This is a genomic window from Chryseobacterium cucumeris, assembly GCF_001593385.1.
GTDB classification, from domain to species: Bacteria; Bacteroidota; Bacteroidia; order Flavobacteriales; family Weeksellaceae; genus Chryseobacterium; species Chryseobacterium cucumeris.
In genome coordinates, this window is sequence record NZ_LUVZ01000005.1 from 50062 (window position 1) to 72404 (window position 22343).

Annotated in this window: 17 protein-coding genes and 1 pseudogene; 3 read left to right on the forward strand and 15 right to left on the reverse strand. The window is 32.3% G+C overall.

All coding sequences use genetic code 11. From position 1 onward, the window contains the following. Positions 1-393: 393 nt before the first annotated feature. The 15 genes from A1704_RS08365 to A1704_RS08445 form a co-directional block, all read right to left on the reverse strand. On the reverse strand, positions 394-705 hold the full coding sequence (locus A1704_RS08365) for a helix-turn-helix domain-containing protein (RefSeq protein WP_238590590.1): 312 nt from the start codon (positions 703-705) through the stop codon (positions 394-396). Between the two features lie 5 nt (positions 706-710). After that, positions 711-1142, reverse strand: coding sequence for a hypothetical protein (locus A1704_RS08370; RefSeq protein ID WP_062672410.1), 432 nt, complete (start codon positions 1140-1142; stop codon positions 711-713). Between the two features lie 270 nt (positions 1143-1412). Next, on the reverse strand, positions 1413-2144 hold the full coding sequence (locus tag A1704_RS08375) for a hypothetical protein (RefSeq protein ID WP_131797490.1): 732 nt from the start codon (positions 2142-2144) through the stop codon (positions 1413-1415). 12 nt (positions 2145-2156) lie between these two features. Next, entirely contained in the window at positions 2157-2888 is a 732-nt protein-coding gene (locus A1704_RS08380) for a hypothetical protein (RefSeq protein ID WP_131797491.1), read from the reverse strand. A gap of 17 nt (positions 2889-2905) precedes the next feature. After that, positions 2906-3622, reverse strand: a complete 717-nt coding sequence (locus A1704_RS08385; RefSeq protein ID WP_062672416.1) for a hypothetical protein — start codon at positions 3620-3622, stop codon at positions 2906-2908. 290 nt (positions 3623-3912) lie between these two features. Beyond that, complete coding sequence (locus tag A1704_RS08390; RefSeq protein WP_062672418.1) at positions 3913-5403, reverse strand: helix-turn-helix transcriptional regulator; 1491 nt, start codon at positions 5401-5403, stop codon at positions 3913-3915. 1132 nt (positions 5404-6535) lie between these two features. Then, positions 6536-7996: a hypothetical protein gene (locus A1704_RS08395; RefSeq protein WP_062672421.1), complete on the reverse strand. Its 1461-nt coding sequence runs from the start codon at positions 7994-7996 to the stop codon at positions 6536-6538. 606 nt (positions 7997-8602) lie between these two features. Continuing rightward, complete coding sequence (locus A1704_RS08400; RefSeq protein WP_062672423.1) at positions 8603-10066, reverse strand: hypothetical protein; 1464 nt, start codon at positions 10064-10066, stop codon at positions 8603-8605. 336 nt (positions 10067-10402) lie between these two features. Beyond that, the gene (locus A1704_RS08405) at positions 10403-11767 is read right to left on the reverse strand and encodes a hypothetical protein (RefSeq protein ID WP_062672425.1); all 1365 of its coding nucleotides are present in this window, start codon (positions 11765-11767) and stop codon (positions 10403-10405) included. A 323-nt stretch (positions 11768-12090) separates the two neighbouring features. After that, positions 12091-13401, reverse strand: a complete 1311-nt coding sequence (locus tag A1704_RS08410; protein ID WP_062672427.1) for a hypothetical protein — start codon at positions 13399-13401, stop codon at positions 12091-12093. A gap of 474 nt (positions 13402-13875) precedes the next feature. Beyond that, entirely contained in the window at positions 13876-14637 is a 762-nt protein-coding gene (locus A1704_RS08415) for a phosphatase PAP2 family protein (protein ID WP_062672429.1), read from the reverse strand. Between the two features lie 2522 nt (positions 14638-17159). Then, positions 17160-17600 carry a Rid family detoxifying hydrolase gene (locus A1704_RS08430; protein WP_082798737.1) on the reverse strand — a complete coding sequence of 147 codons (441 nt, stop codon included), beginning with the start codon at positions 17598-17600 and terminating at the stop codon, positions 17160-17162. A 64-nt stretch (positions 17601-17664) separates the two neighbouring features. Then, a complete protein-coding gene (locus A1704_RS08435) occupies positions 17665-18450 on the reverse strand; it encodes an alpha/beta fold hydrolase (protein ID WP_238590591.1) in 786 nt (261 codons plus the stop codon). Positions 18451-18689: 239 nt separating this feature from the next. Further along, on the reverse strand, positions 18690-19511 hold the full coding sequence (locus tag A1704_RS08440) for an alpha/beta fold hydrolase (RefSeq protein ID WP_062672437.1): 822 nt from the start codon (positions 19509-19511) through the stop codon (positions 18690-18692). 210 nt (positions 19512-19721) lie between these two features. Then, a complete protein-coding gene (locus A1704_RS08445; protein WP_062672446.1) occupies positions 19722-20549 on the reverse strand; it encodes a helix-turn-helix domain-containing protein in 828 nt (275 codons plus the stop codon). 253 nt (positions 20550-20802) lie between these two features. On the opposite strand from A1704_RS08445, the gene A1704_RS08450 reads away from it, so the two are divergent. The 3 genes and pseudogenes from A1704_RS08450 (at position 20803) to A1704_RS08455 (ending at position 22157) form a co-directional block, all read left to right on the forward strand. Next, the gene (locus A1704_RS08450; protein WP_062672449.1) at positions 20803-20982 is read left to right on the forward strand and encodes a DUF892 family protein; all 180 of its coding nucleotides are present in this window, start codon (positions 20803-20805) and stop codon (positions 20980-20982) included. Between the two features lie 667 nt (positions 20983-21649). Then, positions 21650-21955, forward strand: a pseudogene (locus A1704_RS24005) (transposase); the annotation flags it as partial. A gap of 34 nt (positions 21956-21989) precedes the next feature. After that, positions 21990-22157, forward strand: a complete 168-nt coding sequence (locus A1704_RS08455) for a winged helix-turn-helix transcriptional regulator (RefSeq protein ID WP_238590592.1) — start codon at positions 21990-21992, stop codon at positions 22155-22157. Positions 22158-22343 lie beyond the last annotated feature (186 nt).

The window sequence follows — 22343 nt, forward strand, 5'->3', positions numbered from 1 at the left end:
CCATAAATATTCGTTCAAAATATTAAAAGACTTTAGAGAAGCAAAATAATCTAGACTTACAAAACATAGCTTTTTAAATCATTTTTTGTGCGTAAAAATTCTATATCAAACTTTTACAGCCTGATATTTTATGGTGTGAATTTTTGGTGTGAAATCCCTAGTCCACCTGAAACAGACAGTCTAAAAGTGCTATATAAGATTTCATCGGTATCGAAGCGTAGCTTAAAAGCTGAAACAACTTAACAAAAAAATCTCTCCTTTTGAAAGAGAGATTGAAATAACTGGCATTTAAAAATGAGGGAAATAAATGATAATTCTGGATGTATTATCATTGTCATTTGTATATTTAGAATCCGATTCAGCAACTATATAATAAATTATTCACCAGTTAACTCAGGCATATTGCTTTTTCCATTTTGAAATAGTATTTCGACTCAGCTTGTAAACTCTTGCAAGTTCTATATTATTGAGTCCATGCTTTTTTTGATAATCTAAAATTTTTAGAATACTTTTTTCATCATAAGAACGGTGTCTTTGGTTAAACCGCGCAGTTTCCTGTACTTTTTCCCCAAAAATGATTTTATTCAGAAGAATGATATCAAGAGCACAAAGCGAAGCCTTTTCAATAATTTTTTTGCAATCGTCTAGTTTATCAGGAAACTTTTGTTCTATCATATCTTTATAAATACTCTGATAGTTAGGCATTGACGTTATTTTTTGTATTTTTCTATCCATTTGTACAGTGTGGTTTTAGGAATGTTATATTCATTTATTACCTGTAATTTAGTTTTTGTCTTTGTTTCTATCAATTCAAGAATAAAATCTATTATTTCCTGAGTATAAATTTTTTTCCTGAACTGTGGTAGAATCTCAGATTTCTTAATAGACTGATTTTGTTTTATGTTTTGACGGGCAGGAGGTGAAAAAAGTATTAAATGCTGCGAATAAATTCTAAAGAAGTCATATTCCAAAAGCTTACTCCATCTCAAAAGTAGCTTGGTATCAAGACTTTCAGCATTATACATTTCGTGTAACTCTTCCTCAGAACACTTAAAAAAATTTATAATACGAGATATATCCATCTCAAGTTCATTTACTCTCTTCTTGATCATCGCTCCTATACTTATACTCTTAAAGTCCATTTAGAAATAATTTGTTGATTTTTCTTTTAGTTCTCATTTACGAAGTTAAAGATCCGATCATTTACAAAGAAAAAATGTAATACGTAAAAATGACTAAACACGTCCTCCTTAGATATTTAGCACTCAATAAAGGAATTCACAGCAGCAATAACAAAATTCAAGTATCTAAAAATACCACAATCCTAAAACCGATCATATATTTATAAATATCCTTACCACTCGTATAGTACAGATAGTCACTACCAACTATCTTGTAAATCAAATTCTTTATTACTCGCCTAAAAAAATAAACATGTTCATCGTAAGATATTCCGGTTCTATAGAAAATGCCTGTCCCTGATCTTCTATTGAAGCAGAAGCCGTATGGGTATGATTCCAGGAGTTTGAACTGGTATTTCTGGTTTGGGTTCTATCCTGAAAACGTTTATTTATCCCTGTATTATTGTTAGGTGTCCCTCTTCTAGTAATTCCATTCAGCCCAGCAGGTCCCAAATGATGATCAGTCAATGTATGAGAATGTCCACCTGATGTACCACTTGTTGCAGATACACTATAGCTGGGAAGATTTTGCGTAGTTAATTTTACAGTATGGCTACCTCCAGTGCTTCCATTAGCTTCAGTCGTATACTTTACATATTTATTTCTTGCATCCCATAAATAGGTTGAAAACCCCAAAGAAATAGCATTTTTTCTAACTTTTTCAGAAGGTAAGCTACTAATAATCCTTCCATTTATAAGAAACCATCCTGAATGATCATTTTTTTGCATTCCGTATTTAATATCTCCTAAGGAATGGGATAACTTTATGTTTTCGCGCTTCTTTATATACCCCTCATTATTTACAGCCACAACATTTACAGGTGCGTTTACCACGTCAAGTCTTCTTATCCGCATATTCCCGTTTACATCAAGCGTTGCTGTAGGATTGGAAGTTTTAACACCAATTTGAGCACTAATGCTGGCAGACATACTTATTAATAAGCCAAATATTATTTTTTTCATCTCTTTTTTAATTTAATTTCCTAGGTAAATGAATGTATTTACTTCGACATATTGAGGTATAACACTAAATGCCTGACTATTTCCCCCTGCATTCGAGATTTTAAAAGAATGACTATGACTTCCTGAACCGGAAGTATTAGCCTGAGAACTCAGATGGGGGTTTCTATTATTAGTATTTCCATATGTTGCGGCCAAAACCCCATTAAAATTAGCAGCATAAGCAACAGAGTAAGCATCTGTAAAAGAATGGCTATGGGAAACACCAACAGCAGAAGCCTGTCCGTTAAAATTAAGTTTTGGTAAATTCTTTTTATTAAGAGTTACTGTATTGCTTCCCCCTTTAATTGCTGTTTGCCTAGTGTTATCAGATACTTTCAAAAATTTTCCTTTTGCATCAGGTAATGCCGCTGCAAATCCTATGCTCTGTGCTCCTGCTGCTGCAATTCCCGGTAAAGAAGAACACTGTCTGCCGTCTAGCAGATACCAACCATTATGATCTGCTTTTTGAAATCCTTTCTTTACATCTCCTATTTGCGGCTTGATTTCTTTGTATACTTTTTTTCCTATTACACCGTTCAAATCAGAGACTAAAACATAAGCAGGGCTATTTTCTGATTTAATCGTTCTTACTCGCAATTCTCCATTTATATCAAGAGTTTTAGTAGGTTGCTTTATATTGATTCCTATCTGGCAATACATCCATTGAACGGAAATTATACATATTAATGATACTTTAAACTTCATTTCTTTTGATTTTATAATTATAATCCCAGATATACAAATTGTTTCAAGCTGATATACCATGGATTCACATTAAAAGCAGCATTACTTCCATTACTATTCAATGTTACAGTATGAGAATGAGATCCGGAAGTACCTGTAGTTCGTATTGTTTTGTCTGTACCCCATCGTGCTCCGGCATTTGCATTATTTAAAGAAAAACCTGTTCCATTATGATTAATCGTATTCACAAAACCATGTTCATGATTACCCGCAGAGCTTGTTGTTCCATTCAATTCGAATGCAGGTAAATTATTTCTTGAAAGTGTAATGCTGGAGTTTCCTCCAATTGTGCCTAGAGAGCCGACAGAATTTTTACTTCTGGATAATTTATTTCTAAAATCTGGAAGAGCGGAGCTAAAGCCCAGTGATATAGCATTCTGTTTTGCAACTGAGGGTAAGGTAGAAATACTTCTTCCATTTAAAAGAAACCAGCCATCATGATCCTGATCCTGAATAGCATCTTTGATATCACCAATGATCTCCTTTCGGAATTGAGTGTATTCCTGTTTTGAAATATATCCATTTTCGTCAGAAACTAAAATTTCAGCATTTGAACCGGCAACAGGCAAATTCCGAACTTTAACATCTCCATTTACATCTAAAGTTGCTGTTGGTTTTGCTACATTTATTCCCACCTGACAGTAAACTCTGGTGGAACAAAAAATTGCAATAATTACAAATTTAAGTTTTTTCATTCTTGTGTTTTTTTAGAGAGATGCAAAGAAAAAAGAAAACATCTTCATCTAAAAAAAAAAACATACGTAAAAAAAACAATACACACACAGATCCTTAACACATTGTTTTACACTTAATTAAAGCATCGAATGAGCGAAATTTTAGTATTTAAGCTATTTCAAAAATCTTATAAAGTGACCTTAAAATTATATGAAACTGCTTAACCAGTGTAAAATGAAAGGTTGATAGTTTTGTAAATTTTAAACTACTTTATTATAAAAAGAAGTAAATCATACATGTTTTTTAAAGATTAAGGATTTATTTTCTTTAACCACACATATAAATCCTCTCCTTTTTTCAGTCCAATTTTTTTTCTTAATGCATATTTTCTGGTCTGAATAGTTCTATAAGATCTGAACGTATATTCCGCAATCTCTTTAGAAGAAAAATTCAGGTATACATAAGCAAGAAGAGTTAGTTCACCCAAATTAAAAGTGGGGTTACATTGTAAAAGTCTTGGACTAAATTCAGGATATAAAGTCTGAAACTTTTCAAAGAAAGATGTTGTATTTTTTTTAGCTTCATAAATAACTTCCTCCATTGTTACATCTAATTTTTGCTGTAATTTTACATAATACATATTCTTTTCCTCCAGCAAGTGATCTTTTTCTTGTAGCAGCAAATTCTTCTCAGAAATTACGGCACTCTTTCTTCGTTTTAATATAAAATATCTATAAGCCATGATAATATTTAGAAATACAAATGGCATAATAGCAGATAAAAAGATAATCCAATTGAGCTTCCTGAATCTTTCACTTCTATTCTGGTATTCATTTTCAACTGCATTTACAGCAGATTGTACGTTTGTTATTTTTGAACCAGCCAGTTCATCAGAATTTATATAATATTTTTCCAAATATATTTTCTCTTTTGCCTTATCATTGAGAAAACCATAGGACATTGATAATTTCTTATTAGCGTAAGTAGAATATTCAAGATCTTTAAAGGTATTCTGCTCAAGCTCTTGTAATGATCTATAATAAAAATCAACCGCTTTTATATAATTTTTCAACTCAAAATAATAATCCCCAAGAGAAATGAACTGAATGTATTTCTTTTTTATTCGGTTTAAGTGTGGATAACTTTTGTTAAAATAGTAATAAGCAGAGTCATACTTTAGATTATTTAAACATACATATCCTTTTATAGAATATAAATTCAAATTATCCGAGAAATTATCATCCTGTTTTTTTGATAATTCACGATGTATTCTAATAGCTTTGTTAATAAACCTTTCTGAATATAAAGACTCCTTTTTGTTCAGATAATAAGACGCTATTCTTGCATTAACTCTTGACATTAGGATTTTTGATTTGATATCATTTTTATCTGACAGGAGTTTTATAATCTTTTGATATTCCTTAAGTTCACTATCGTTAAGTTTTAACTTATTATAATTAAGCGCTTTAATTTCTCTGAATTTACATTCTAATACATCATCTTTCTTCACTTCACTTTCATCGAGTCCTTTCTCGATATATAAAAAACTATCTTCATACTCCATTAATATGTTTTTACAATAAGCTATTTGTAGATATGATTCAGCCATATTCAATGAATTCTTCTCATTTTCAGAAATCATAGCAGCGTCCTTTGCATATTTAAGAGATTGTATCGTATTTATATACAGAGTTTCTTTCGATTTTGCCAGCAAACCATCGACTCTATTAATCTCGATTTGTTGACTATATAAAAAACCAAACACAAACAACAAAATAATCATAATAAATTTAAATATCATATAAAATTTTCTATTTTTAATTAATACAAATGAAAATAATTAACAATTTAAAAAAAAAACAACATATATCATAAGTTATTAATTTAAACTCTACCCTTCTTAAAAGTATTTATCAGACATTAAATTAGTACTGAAGATTAATTTTAGATATTTAGGTTTAAAATTATTCGCTTATGATAAGTGATGAGACTAAAATCAATTCATACCCACAGTTTCCATAACAAAAATCGAAGACAGATCGAATAGCAAACTCTATTTTTACACATTTTCATGAAGTACAAACCAAAAGTCATAATTGAATCGTATAACAAACATCATCAATAATATTCTACTTTCCTATTTCTCCCGCAAGTTCAGAGAGTAAATAATTTATTGATATATGGTAATATCATTTTAAGAAGCATTATAGTTATTCAGATTAAAATGGAAATAGATGCCTAAAACTTACAATTTAATGGGGACTGCCTAAAAGTATTTTTATAGAATCAATGTATTGACGAATTTCATAAGTTTGATTATTAAAAGAACACTTCGTTTATTAGCATGATACAAGCCCGTATAATTTGACTTTTCAAACAATCTATACCGTTTTATATTTCATTGTTGTTTGTGCTTCTACAGACATTTATGTAAGTTATACTTACTACAGAAAAACTAATAATATATAATAGTATTAATTCCTATTTGATCAGGGATACTGATATTGATTAATTCTCTACTTATAGGAAACATAACTTCTCAGTGTAAAGGCTTTGCGGTCTAACAAATGAAAGGAATACTAACTCCATTTAAAAAAACTTCCATACGTAAAAACAACTCAAAAATACAACAGCTTATTAATCAATAACAAAGAAAATTACTTCAAGAAAATACTGTGAAGATTGCGTACAATTTTTTCAAAAAAAATCGATAATTTATTCTTTTGGAGAAAGGAAATTTATCTCAAATTATACTCAATAAAAATCAAACACTTTCAATTTTATTTTTTAGTTAAATTTTGGATTCAATTCCGTTTGATCTTAAAATATTGGATCTTAGATAAAAACAGCAGAATTCTACAATGATTTCTGCTGCTAAGTATAATTTCTATTATTTGGATAAATTTATAATATATTTCAGATCAATTTTTCTATCAGTTCTTTATCAATTGTATTTCGAAGAAGCTTCCAATACCATTTCCTGTTCCACCGCTTGGATTAGCAATAAAAGTAAGACCATGATTTGCGCCAAAAAAATAAGCTCTGCCTGCTTGTAATTCAGCAACTCCTATAAATGTAGTTGCACTCCCGACAGTATTATTCGTAGCATAGGTTCCTTTAATGTAATCAGTTGGTATAGAAAATCTTAACACCCAATTGCTGGTAGTAGAATCAGCAAATCCAACAACAGCATTAGGTACATTATAAGTATCAGGATCAGTAAGCTTAATAGAAGTTGTCATGGTTATTTTATACAAACCAGTTTCAGGAGCTACAAAATAGCCTTCTTGATGGTCAAAATCATTACCTGGGTCATCAACCTGCGTAAAATAATTTAACCTATAAATTACCCCGGTTGCATTTCCAGTTTCACGATTATTATATAAATATGCTCTGGCAATTCCCTTTATTTCATTTTTCTTCTTTTTAATTACTCCATTAGCATCCGCCACCAAAGTTATATCCTGAATATTCGAACTGGGTACGATATCTCTCAGCCTCAGGTTTCCATTTACATCAAGTTTTTGGGTAGGATCAGTGGTACCTATTCCCATATTTCCATTATCAAGCACATTTACTCTAAATATGTTATCTGAACTTGCAAGACCCATTATATATTCTGAAGCATTGTTATTCCGAACATTCAAAGTACTTCCAGTATAATTATAACCACTTGGCCCCAATATTATTTTTCTTGATTTAGCAGTCCCATCTATATCAAGCTTCTGTGTAGGACTATCCGTTCCTATCCCAACATTGTTATCAGCAGCTAATACGACATTATTGTTATTATTTCCGTTAACAGTTAATTTCATGGAACTGCTACTATTAGTGCCATCTCCCTGATAATAAGTTCTTATTCCTGACAAAATTTTATTCGTATCCCCCACATAACCACTTGTATAAAAATTTGCTACATTCTGACCACTCTGCAGGTTACCTGTACCAGACCTTTCAACATAAAGATTAGCTTCATTGCCATTTCTGAATATCAAAGAATTATCTGCCATACTCATGACTCTATTGCCTGTTAAAGTCCCATTGGCGTTATAAATGTTAGTATTGGTGTCAGTATTAAGTTTGATCCATTTACTTGTAGAGCCATCAAAATAATAGAACCCTACCGCATCAATATTTGATGCCTGTCCTGTAGCCGTACCCGTGGAGATATCATTGATGTAAATTAAAGTAGAAGGTACCACAGATGTCATACTCAATGCCCTCTCCCTATCTACACGAGGAATAAGAACTCCATCTACATCTGTTGAAGAGCCTGTTGTATTTTTAGCTGCAATATCTAATGTACTTTTAGGAGCAACATTATTAATACCTACTTGTCCCAACATAATACTGCTTAACAAAATGGCAGCCAGAGGTAATATTTTTTTTTCCATGATAGAGATTTTATTTGTTATAAACAAAAAAACCAAAAACTGACAATACATCAAAAAAAAGACATACTCTATAAGCAGTAGAATTTAAAAAGCTATTAAACAGATCGTTAAAATACAAAATTCAAAAAAACATGTATAAATTACGTACCTATATTTTACTTTACCAATCTTCATACTGAGTCTTTCTAGCATTTTATATTTGTTATTTTTTAAACCAAATAATAAAAACTTTAATCACATAGCGTTTTTAACGTCCAAACTCTTTTGCATAATAGATGCACTAAATTTTATGAAAATTTTTGATTTTACTCTTATATAAGCTTTTCTGCAGAATTATTTTAAACCTGCCTAAGCGGTTCTAAATATTTCAAAATAAAACCTTTATTTGTTATGTAAAAATTAAACAACTTTACTAATTTTTTTATAATAGTATCGTTTTAATTCTAAAAATTAATAGGTGTCTATACAAAAAGGCCGTCTCAATCTGAGACAGCCACGAAAATGCATTTTATTAGAATTAATGAGAGACGTCTAATAAATTTGCAAATATTTAATACTTATAGTTACTGGAATAATAGCATTATAATTAACAACCGCTTTCATTATCTAATCCATAATTGTAATGGAAATCTGTGGTGCAACAGAATCATTAATTATTACATTACCTGAATCTTGTTTAGCACATTTAACATATATAGTTTTAGTACTACCTTCAGGAATCGTCACAAATGTACTCATTGTGTTAGAGCTATTCCAATTTACTTCTGTATAACTCTGAGGTATAATAGATACAGAAGTATAAGAACCACTCCCCGCTTCTGTATCAAATATATGGCACCATGTATGCTTGGCATCACTGGTTTTTAGTCTTCCCATATTGACATCCACCTTATAAGTTCTTCCTCCCTTTAAAACGAAATCAGTATTATTAACTTTAGAAATATATCCTTGAGGAGTAGAATTATATAACTGTTTTTGAAAGCGGACCTGATCTCCATTATTAGCGCTTGTATATGTGATAGTCTGTGAGGTATTAGCGGTAAAAGTAGCTGATGTATTTAAAGTTTCGCTCACTGAATCAAGCGTTTCCCACTTTCTATTCGTGTCAGTACCAGTATTTACCTGTATTTTACCTATATCTTTATTATAAATAATAGTGGCTGCGTGCGCTCTATCAGAAGCAATTGCATCCCTTTGTGCGGTTGTAAGCTGCGGCAGACGCACTCCTGAATCAGTCCCGGAAATATCTAGTTTAGCTTTAGGATCAATTAAACCTATTCCTACATTACCGGAGGAATTTATGATCATATTTGTATTAGTTTCTCCATTAACAGAAAACCGCAATGATGAATCAGTGGTGGTACCATCACCTTGATATGTAGCTCTTATTCCTGCAAGATATTTTTCACCTCCTCCAACAAATCCTTTAAAATTAACTCGTCCAAATATTTGGTTGGCAGGCAAATTTTCCCCAGCATTTTGACGATACAATGATAAAGTAGGAATAGTTGCAGTAGTTGATTCTACTTTTACATCTGCATTACCTCCTACAAACCTTCCGTTCCCTGCTACATCCAGTTTTTGTGTAGGCGAATCTATACCTATACCCACACTACCATTGTCCTTAATCACAAAATCTGATCCTGACACCCGACTCCCTCCAGAAGAATTAGCTCCCAGTTTCACCATGCTGTTGGTGCTATCATCTATAAAAGCATCCGGAGTAAAATCTGCTGTAACCCCACCAATATTAAGCTTTGTCCACTTACTTGCCGAGCTATCAAAATAATAGAATCCCACCGCATCAATATTGGATGCCTGTCCTGTAGCCGTACCGGAGGAGATGTCATTGACGTAAATTAAAGTAGAAGACTCTACAGAGGTCATACTCAATGCTCTCTGCCTGTCCACACGGGGAATAAGAATTCCTTCTACATTTGTTGAAGTCCCTATTGGATTTTTTGCCGTAATATCTAAGCTACTTTTTGGGGAGACTGTATTAATTCCCACCTGTCCAAACATAATGTTGCCTAACAGTATAATAGCAACAGGTAATAGTGATTTTTTCATTTCTTAAAATAATTTATGTGTATTACAAAGAAATAAGAGAAAAAAGACATACGTAGAAAAAGACATACGTAAAAAAAACAATTATTAAAACACTGAAAACAAACACATTAAATTCAATCCACTTACATTTTACATAGAAAACACATATTGTATAGTGTATCAAAGAGAAAAGAAATCCACAAATCCCGAGTGTAATACTTATACTTTAAATCGATAGAAAGTTTATTTAACAAATCATTTTCCAGTACGTCTTTCATTACTTATTTATTGAAGGCTTCTATTGTTATGCAACAAACTCGATTCAATTTCTGTTAGAATCGTGACATATTGATAATACTATTTTTGAAATAATTGAAAGGAAAGATCCGTAGCAGACAAATCTATAAAAGGACTAGTACTAGGATTAAATTCCCCATTAGCAGTCCCTTCATTATATTTAAATATGTTATCTTTTAATTTTAAAACTATTTCCAATTTATTATTAGTTGAATTCAATGGAATGGATGATAAATCTATAATAAAATTCTTATTGTGATAATTAGAAGAACCAGATCCAAATGAAGAAATTGCGCTATACGTCTTAATAACACTGTTATTTAAAAGCACTTGTATATCATAAGTGGTATAAGTTGCATTAGGAGGTGTATTATTATTGTTTGGTCTTAAACGAATAGAATAATCAAGATTTATCTGCATAAAGCTGTTCGGGTTGGTACTCTGGGAGTTAAAATACAGTGTATATATAGGGTTAAACACAACAGAAGACAAGGGTGAGTATTTCCAAGGTGCTAATACAACCGTCCCAACAATCTGGCTATAGGAAAAGCTTCTTGTAGTAGCTAAAGAAGATGAATACCCCTGTAAAGCTGTCAAATTATAACCATCATATGCGCCTGGTGGCAATCCATTTAAAACTCCTACAACGCCGTTAGCATCAGCAACCAAAGTTTTGGTGGCAGTAAATCCAGCCGTCCCATTCACTGGTAGATCACGAACTCTGGCCTTACCATTTACATCCAGTCTTTCTGTAGGAGAAACTGTATTAATACCCACATTACCATTTTCATTGATCCTAAATAATTCAACGTTCTCTGTATCGTAGGCAAGAAATACATCCTTTGAAGCGTCTTGATTCTTTACCTGTAAGCCTCCTGCATATTGTGTCATATTTCCAATATTCAAAGCCCCACCTCGAATATTTACTTTTGAACCCACTATTGGAGTACTAGTACCTATACCTACACTACCATTGTCCTTAATCACAAAATCTGATCCTGAAGTCCGGCTTCCTCCAGAAGAATTAGCTCCCAGTTTCACCATGCTGTTGGAGGTATCATCTATAAAAGCATCCGGAGTAAAATCTGCTGTAACCCCACCGATATTAAGCTTTGTCCACTTACTTGCCGAGCCATCAAAATAATAGAATCCCACCGCATCAATATTGGATGCCTGTCCTGTAGCCGTACCAGTGGAGATGTCATTGATGTAAATTAAAGTAGAAGACTCTACAGAGGTCATACTCAATGCTCTCTGCCTGTCCACACGGGGAATAAGAATTCCTTCTACATTTGTTGAAGTCCCTATTGGATTTTTTGCCATAATATCTAAGCTACTTTTTGGGGAGACTGTATTAATTCCCACCTGTCCAAACATAATGTTGCCTAACAGTATAATAGCAACAGGTAATAGTGATTTTTTCATTTCTTAAAATAATTTATGTGTATTACAAAGAAATAAGAGAAAAAAGACATACGTAGAAAAAGACATACGTAAAAAAAACAATTATTAAAACACTGAAAACAAGCATATTAAATTCAATCCACTTACATTTTACATAGAAAACACGTATTTCTCATGTGTTGGAAAGAAAAAAAATATCCAAATCCACAGCTTCATATACATGAAATACAAGATATAAAAAGAGACTGCAATCATTTAAGACAATCTCCTTAAAGTAAAAATATTTAGAATTAATAGGAAGCATAATTACAAAACATTTTATGATAATTATTTTTACTGAGATACTATAGCTTTGTGAATGAGAAAGTATAAGTAGGAGCACCATAATCTGATCCAATACCTACTTCAGACATATCAGTACCCTGCAAATCATTAGTAGTAGTTTTAGTTCTATACAGTGAAATTCTTATCTTATTTCCGGAAGTTAACTGACTAATTACAGATGGAATTACAAAAGGATAATTACGTGTAGTATTAGTAGCAACTCTCGGAAATAAAGGCCTTCCACCAGAAATACTTGACCAGGTCACTCCGTTATCCGTGCTCAACTCTAAATTAATAGCTATATAGGCATAAGAGTCATTATCATTCATATTCAACTGAAAATTTATTGAGCCTCCCAGCAAATAAGTTCCTGTTTGAGCTATTGAAACCACCCCACCAGTGCCTACTGTTGTTCCAATGGTATTAAGTGAAGCATGGGATGACTGTATAGGAATTATTTGTTTATTCCCGGCGTTAAAACTTGAAGCCGGAAAGCTGTAAGCAACATCTGAACGATAGAAAGCGATCTGAGACTGCGGGGACACTGCCACTTTTCCTAAAACACCATTTTCATCGCTATAAACCGGAGAAACATTAGAACTTGTAAGCGTAGGGAGATCACGCACTCTGGCCTTACCATTTACATCCAGTAATTGCGTAGGAGAAGTAGTACCAATTCCCACATTGCCGTCTTCTGCAATTCTAAATTTTTCACTGATATTAGTATTGTAAGCAAGAAGTATGGGTTTGGAAGCGTCCTGGTTCCTTACCTGTAAGCCTCCCGCATATTGTATCACATTTCCAATATTCAAAGGTCCACCTTGAATATTTACTTTTGAACCTGACACAGGACTAGATGTTCCAATACCTAAGCTTCCATTATCTTTGATCACAAAATCTGATCCCGCAGTCCTACTTCCGCCTGAAGAATTGGTTCCCAGTTTTACCATAGAATTGGCAGAGTCATCTACAAAAGAATCAGGAGTAAAATCTGCTGTAACCCCACCGATATTAAGCTTTGTCCACTTACTTGCCGAGCCATCAAAATAATAGAATCCCACCGCATCAATATTGGATGCCTGTCCTGTAGCCGTACCAGTGGAGATATCATTGATGTAAATTAAAGTAGAAGACTCTACATAGGTCATACTCAATGCTCTCTGCCTGTCTACGCGAGGAATCAGAATTCCTTCTACATTTGTTGAAGTCCCTATTGGATTTTTTGCCGTAATATCTAAGCTACTTTTTGGGGAGACTGTATTAATTCCCACCTGCCCGTACATGATTGTACCAGTTAATATAGCAATAAAAGGTAATAATGTCTTTTTCATTCTTTAAAATAATTTATGTGTATTACAAAGAAATATAGAAAATGGAAAAAGGAATAAAAAAGACCTACTTAAAAAAAAACAATAATTAAAACTCTGAAAACAAGCATTGTAAAACTCACTTGTTTAGATTATAGGTAGAAAATACGTATTTCAGGATCAGGATACTAAGTGTAAAGAAAAGTAATCACTAAACAATATTTTGATTCATGCAATAATATTTATGTACCCAAAATTATTTTTTCAATAAATTTTTCTTAAAAACAATAATACAAGAGAAGTTCGAATAACCCGGATTATATATCTGATCTTATATTGATATGTTCGTGATTTTACATTACATAATATTCGAAAATTTATATGGATCGTAGAAGTTCAGGTGGAATTGTTTATAAAGTGAATCACTTGTAACACAATTCTCTTGATATCCCAAAAGAATACAAACAAAGATTTAGTAATTACATTTACTTACAGAGTTTACTTAACCTTAGTATTTAATGTAAGCATTAATCCTATACCAAAACTATCTCTACTTATAAAAGGATAGCCTGCAAGTTTAACCTGATGATTCGAAGTTTTTATAAAATCAAAACCAGATAAAGGATTCCAATAATTAACAACAATAGCAACCCCTATACCCAAGCCTGCTCCTGTAAGTATATCGCCACTCCAGTGTCTATTATTCCCAACGCGCATTAATGCTGTCATAATTGCAAATAAATAACCAGAGGAGGCGTATATAATATTAGAGTCTTTATACTCCAAAAATTGAAGTGTGGCAAGATTGAAGGCTAATGCAGAATGACCGGAAGGATATGAATTATAAGCAGATTTATCAGGCCTTAAACTTCCAAAACTCTCTTTACTTATATATGTAATACTTCCTGTGATCAAAGATGAAATAAGTACATTGGTGATCATCTGCCTGGAACCATGCAAAGCCTTAAATCCAAGAAACTGTCCTGATAATAAAAATAATAATGGAGTGTATTGTGTAAAATCATCAATTTTTGTTTTAAAATTATATCCAAACAAACTTCTTACATTTCCCTGGACATTATCTTCAAGTGACGGAATTTTCAAAACAGATCCTGCAGCAATTAAACTTACAGGCAAGATCAATTTTTTATACGTAAATGCTTGGCTAGTGTTTTCATCTTTATATGCAACAAATGAAGAATCTTGAGCATAAAAACAATTAGGAATAGAAAGGAAATAAAATACTATTAATTTTTTCATAAATTAAAATAGGCTTGTGCTACAACTCAACTTTACCTTATCATTATACTGTAAAGAAAAAGTTCTATAAAAAAATAAACGAATTAAATACATTAAGAAGGGTACGCTTGAATCATACTCAGAGGTCATATGTCTTTTTAAGTAAGGATAATTGGACCGTCACTGGCTGCCAGTTATCTAAAATCTACTGGATGTATTAAGGCACTATCTGTTCATAGGTGATAGCATCATAAAATAGAATAGTCCGATAATAATTTTTTTTCATTGCTGAAAGAATCTATGTTTAGTACAAAGAAAGGAGTTCAAAAGTTGAGAGAAAAAAAAGGACATACATAAAAAATACGTTTTTACAACTACCTAAAAACAAGATTTTTAATATAAAGGTTATATATAAAAATACGTTTTTTTAGGTAATTTTTTGCTTGAGGTTTTCCTAAATGTGATTTTAATCTTTTCAAAAAGTAAATTAAAACTTCCTATTTTCTTACATCCTGCCCGCTTTTTACTTGTATTTAATAATTTCTAGAAATAGCTTAAGATATGTCCATCTTCATTAAAACAGAGTGGCTGCCCTAATTCTAAGACAGCCCTTGAAAACACAAATAATACGTAGAATGATGAGCAACCTTTCTACAAATATAATTTAGTACTCCTCTTTGACATGCCAACAACTATTACGCTCATCAATACTATTACGTATATCATTTAAATGTTTTTAATTAATATGGAACTTTCAAAGCATTCCTGACATTTTTCTTTCAATTATATGGCTATTTTCAGAGAATTTTTAGATAAAAAAACTCAATTACTAAACCACCAATTCTTAACAAGTGTTATCCGCTTTCCCACAGAAAAAGATCCAAATCTATCTAAATTTTCAAGATCTGTAACAGCATAGACTTTTCTCAATCCTTTGGAATATGTCACGAAAACCTCTATTCGGTCTGAAATGGTAAATCCACCGCCACCGTTCAAAACATAATCAAGTTTTGTAGAATGATATTGCTTTCCGTTGTTATAATCTAATCTCCATATTATGTATTCAAATCTTCCCTCCAATAAATATGTAAAATCTTCTTTTTTGCAAATTTTGATTTAAATGTTTTTTCAGATTTATTCCCCCTGCATATGTGGAAAACTCAGATCCTTACTATAAGGGTTTTAACCGGTATAGATAGTTCAAAAAAAGGTTGCAGATACAATTCACTAGAATCAAAATATAAAATTTTTGAAAGAGCTACATCCAATGATAGATGGGCTGTATATTTATTAATCCACCTGCTTTTTTCTTCCTTTTGATCTGTTAAATTGCCCCCTGTATAATTTGCTCCCAAATTCCATTTTACAAACTGTGATCGCCATTCATCATAATGCTGAGTGTAAAGAATTTTCGAAATTAATATAAGTAAGCAAATAAATAGTTTTCCTATCATCTTATTGGTTTAGTTTCTTCAGTCTATTTTATAAACGTTCATACTTATTACGCCTCAAATATCAACGGCATCATTAAATCGATTCTTTAAACACAGATTGATGAGGGTCAAAATTATATCGGAAAGAAATGAACTTTTCTAAAATTGTTTATTTAAAAAAAACACCAAAAAGGATGATTTAAATAAACAGTTAATAATCAAATGTTTGCTATATTAACTATTATAAAAAACCACCTAACAAATGTATATTATACGTAGGTAAGGCTATAATGTCATCAGATTAATAGCTATGGTATTTTGCAAAACTGCATCACTTTTAACCGTTTATCAAATTAGTTTATAATATGTTCAACAGGAAAACTGACTTAACCTGCAGTATCATTGTACGAAGAATTAGATATCTAGAAACTGTGCTATAGCAGTAGATTCAGTACAAATTACGAGAGGGTTTGGTAGATTACCTGCCAGCAGAGCCTACTTCCTCTTAGGCTTTGAAACTAAATTAATATTTTTTTGCTTTTATACAACTTAAGTAAGTATAATTTCTGGGCAATATTAATTCATTCGAGTCCCAAAATTTTGCAGTAACATCAGGCTAAATAGGGATAAGATGTTCCGACGAATGTAATTTTCCCCAAGGCGTTTTACATTCAAAGAAAAGTGCGGTATTTTCTTAAAGGTAATTGTAATCTTTTTTGCATACATTTTTAGGCCTTAACTTTACAACAATTTAGATGTTTTAATTTACTTTATTTAACAAATAGCTAATTAAAATAAATTTAATTCTAAACTATAACATAACCATTTATATAATTAAAATCACAAGCGTATCAACTCTGCAAAACCAACAAAAAATAAACTTTTTTAGTAAGGTATACTATATTTGGAAAATACACATCGTAGAAAATTCGACCGTAATCTATTAGTAATGAAACTGATATTTTATCAAAACCGACCTCTAAACAAGTAATTATCTTCTGATATGCCAATATTATTCTTTTCCATTAACATTTTTTTGTCGGGGTTCAATAGTTACTTTATAACTATAAACATAATTTTAATATAAATCTGATAAATCTATAAAAACAATTAGTTTTTCTGAGTGGCAATGCATTCTATTTCGATACTTGCATTTCTTGGTAATGACTTTATCTCAATTGTACTACGTGCCGGAAAGCGTTTTTTGAAATAAAGATTATATATCTTATTTACTGTTTCAAACTGTTTCATATCTGTAATGAATATGGTGGTTTTGACAATATGATCAAAATCGGAATGATTGTCCTTGAGAATAGTTTTTAAGTTTTCAAAAATTTGTACTATTTGTTCTTCAACACCTTCTTTTAAGCGGTTTGTTTTTGGATCTATTCCTATCTGGCCCGATACAAACACTAAATTTTCATAGCTGGTTGAATGACTGTAGGGACCTATGGCTTTTGGTAAATCCGTATGTTTTACAGCTACAATCTGTTTATTTGTACTGCATGATAACAATGTCAGGGCTAAGAAAAGTAATATAAATCTGTGCATTTTAATTCATTTAATATTTAAAAAAAGAGGTTAGCTTTTAGACTAACCTCATACTATAATTATATTATTTTCTGATGAAGCTCAATAATTCGGTATTAAATTTATCCAACTCTTCGATGAACAAGGCATGACCGCTTTTTTCAAAAGGAACTAACGTTGAGTTTATAAGCAAAATATTCATTTGTTCCGCAAGATCATAAGAACAGATTTTATCCAACTTACCGTGTAGGATCAGAGTAGGAATTGTTATTTTCTTCAAATCATTACGCAAATCGCTATCTCTCAGAGTTTTTAATCCCTCAGCCATTGCATAAGGTGACGCCTGAGACTGAATACCTCCCAACCAAGCGCCATGACCTTGGGAAACGCTGGTTTCATTGGCCGGAAATATCTTACCGAATGTAGCAAATAATTCGGGACGGTTAGTGTTGTTCAGCTTGATCAAACCATTGACATCTTCTTTAGTCCACAGGCCATAATTAAAGTCTGCACGTTTTGTCCAGATTGGTGCTGCCGCTCCAAATAATGCCATCTTGGAAACGTGGGCAGCATTGTATTTGGCTACATAGTGAATCACTGTAGCACCACCCATGGAAAATCCGCCGATAGTAGCATTTTTAATATCCAATTTGTCCAAAACAACCTTGATATCATCTGCAAATACATCATAATTATATTTGCCTCCCGGTTTATCAGACAACCCGAATCCTCTTAAGGTGATACCAATCACACGATATCCCTTTTGGATAAAATCGGCATACTGATATTCGTACATTGCATCACTCAAGGGCCATCCATGGATCAAGACAATAGGTTCTCCTTCACCAAGGTCGGTCACATGTAGTTTCACATTTTTCTCTACTTCAATATATTCTTCTCTGCCGTAAGATGCAGGTGTTCTCTTTGTTTGTGATAAAACTGTATTTGAAATTAATGTTGTAAATAATACGAGTGCTAAAATTAAATTTTTCATGTTCTTTAAATATTTATTATTGTTTATTCTGTTTGATAGTACAAAGTTGATCTTAATTATCAGACCTTACAATGGACGGCTTTTGCTTTGAATTGCACTTTTTACCTCTTTTAATTTTATCCTTTTATAAATGATAGAATATCCTCGTTGATGACATCGGCATTAATAGTGGGCATTCCGTGGGAGAAGCCCGGATAAATGATCAGCTTACTGTTTTTCAAAAGCTCAGCGGCCTTAACGGCTGTGGTTGCATAAGGTACAATTTGATCATCGTCACCATGCAATACCAACACAGGTATTTCTACACTTTTTAGATCTTCAGTAAAATCGGTCTCCGAAAATACTTTGATACAGTCATACTGCGCCTTGATACCACCCATCATTCCCTGTCTCCACCAGTTGTCCTGTATTCCTTTTTTAATAATCGCACCTTCCCTATTGTAGCCATAGAAAGGAACTGTAAGATCCTGGTAGAACTGTTGTCTGTTATGACGTGTATTATGGCGGATATCGTCAAAAACTGCAAGTGGCACCCCTTCCGGATTATTGTCGTCAGCCATCATATAAGGTGTAATTGCGCTGATCAAAACCACTTTGGATACCCGGTCTTTTCCGTATTGGGCGGCATATCTGATCGCCTCGCCACCACCTGTTGAATGCCCTACATGGATAACATCCCTTACATTCAAGAACTCTACCAGTTCTGCAACATCAGCTGCATAAGTATCCATGTCATTTCCCTTATAGGTTTGAGTGGATCTTCCGTGGCCTCTTCTATCATGGGAGATTATTCTAAATCCTTTTTCAAGGAAAAACATCATCTGAGCATCCCAATCATCTGATGATAATGGCCATCCATGGTGAAAAAATATCGGTTGTCCTTCACCTAAATCTTTGAAATAAATTTCTGTTCCGTCTTTTACTGTAAACTTGTTCATGTCTTATTATTTAATGTTATTTTATTTTGATATTGCAAAGTTGGGGTAAATTCAGGGGCTCATCAATGGATGGTTTTCCCTTTAAATTGCACTTTTTCCCCCGACGAAGGTTATTTGGTATTAGATAGCATTATCTACAGTTTGAAAGGATATAATAATGCAAAAAGCACAACCTGTTTGGTTGTGCCTTTTGCATTAGTTGATAACGTTCTATTTAAACTGTTTTCTAAAGTTCGTTGGTGATATTCCGGTATGTTTTGTGAAAAAACGGACAAAGTATGCATCGTCCTCGTAATTCAGGCTGTAGGCAACCTCTTTCACATTCATTGTAGTGTGTGCTAAAAGGCGCTTACTTTCGAGAATTATACGGTTTTTTATAATATCATTTGGCGTTTCTTTACTGACCATGCCTATTTTTTTGCTGAGGTTCTTTGGTGTAATACAGAGCATGTCAGCATAGTCGGCCACGGTATGATGCGTTTTAAAATACTGTTCAACCAATTTGCTGAATTTCCGCAAAAACTGCACGTCAGCCTGCTGCACGCTGTCAGATAATTGGTGCTGTTGCTTCCAGATTCTTGTCGATTTTAATATAATCAGTTTTAACAATGTTCTCAGCATCTCTTCAGTACTAGAATCTTCGTTTTCCAGTTCGGACTGAATATCGCTTATTATCTTTTGGATCTCAACAGACTGCTCTTCGTTTAAATTGATAAAAGGGATCTCAAATACATTATTGTATAAAATACCATCGCAGGCAACTTCGTGATCGTGAATTTCTACGCAATAAAAATCTTTATTAAAATGCATCAGTTGTCCACCTATAGTTTCACAGGGCTTTAAAATCATATGTGGATTAATAAACAATAAGGCATCACTTTTCATGGCTATCTCCTGAAAGTCGACCTGAATGATTGCATTTTTTGGGATAAACAGCACTTTAATATGCTCGTGTATTTTATTCAGGGAATCGTTCTGAGCTGAGGTTTTGCTAAATTCCAGTTTACCAAATTTCTTATATGAAAATTCTTTTATCATTTAATGATTTAAAAGATTATTATGTAGATATCTTTAGTCAAAAATTCTGCTGTAAAAATACAGAATAAAATATCAAAAATTCGATAGTATTTCATGTTTACTCAACAATGCAAGATATTTTAGTTTGCATACAGCCAATTAACAGGTACTAAATAGGTCATTCCACTGTAACAGTACTCATTTACACACATTCAGACAGTTATTTGTATTATAATTTACGTAAATAAATCTAACCTATAAAAAGTGTGATGCCATGCAAGACATTCTCAAGGAAGGAAAAAGTATCATTAACGAAACCAAGCCCGGAGCCGTAAGGGATGTCGGAATTATTGCAGCTGCACAAAAGATGGAACATTACGAAATAGCGACTTATGGAACATTAGCAGCCTTTGCAAAGTTGCTACAGGAAAAAAGTGTCTTAAAAACTTCATAGATACCTTAGTTGAAGAAAAAAATGCGACCAGTTACTGTCTAAAATTGCAGATACGGCACTTAACAGTAAGGCTGAATAATACTTACTAAAAAGGGGACTTATCGGTTCCTTTTGCTCATTGTCTTCTATCCACATTAAGGTTATTTAGGCAACAATATACTTTAATGTACCAAGTTTCATCTTTGTATAAATCCTATTAACAACATACAAATTAAATATTGTTCTTAAAATCATCTTAAAAAAGAGAGAAACCAATCGAAGTAAAAGAAGTCAAACGATTCCAATTTCGATTGTTTCAAATATTTAAAATCATCTTGCAAAAAAATCACAATGTTAAAAACTAAATTCTAAATTAGGAATTGCTAAATCTTTTTTAATTTGGCTCAAACGAATTAAATCATCGACAAAAGAGTTTGAATAGACGCTCGTCAAGGTCACAAACGCCCAAATGGCTCTAATTTAATCCAAATTGAGCCATTTTTTTGTTCTTAATTTCAGAATAATCCAGAATAATATTTGTTTAAAGCTGTAACTGACCTATTTAAAAATTCTTAATGTGGCAATTCATTACAAAATATAGCTCATTATTTACCTATTTTAGGTTTCCTATATTGTCGAAAATTAACTTGTATGAGTGATCAGAAATTTTTGGAAGAGGAAATAAAAAATGTTAATACCGGAACAAAAAACGCACAACATCATTAAATGTTTGGAGAATATTATTATCTCATTATACGCCAAAGGTATGATTGTGAGCGATATCGATGAGAAGATTAAAGAACTATACGACTTTGAAATATCTTCCTCTGCTATTTCCATAATTACCAATGCCGTTGCTACCGAAATGGTGAGCTGCCAAAACCGCCCCTTAGAAGATTTGTATTTAATCGGAATCGTATTCGATGTTCGTGAAAACTCCAAGGTCATTAACAAAACCATCTATTTGGCAGTAGGATTACATCGGAAAGTAAAATTACCACTAGAATGCTTTCAAAGAACTAAAAGATATGAAGCTGAATAAATTGGTAAAATGCATCGTTTGTCCCGAAACACCTGTTTTAATCGAATATGAACCGACAGAATGCTGCCCAACTTTCGGCAAAATTATCAATGAAATGATTAATTGGGGAAGAGAACACAGAAAAATTATTATTCTTGATAAGAAAATTAATTAAATTAAAAGAAATTATCATCTTCAATTAAAACGTTTTTACTGCTTTTCACAATAAATAATTTGTAATAGCCACGACTTTATCTGACAGTTAGGGGTTAAAAATAATTGTCAGTTATCCAATATTGTCCTTACTTCCAAAAGTAAGGATTTTTTGTTCCTCTGCAAGAGTTTCCAATAATTTATCTTT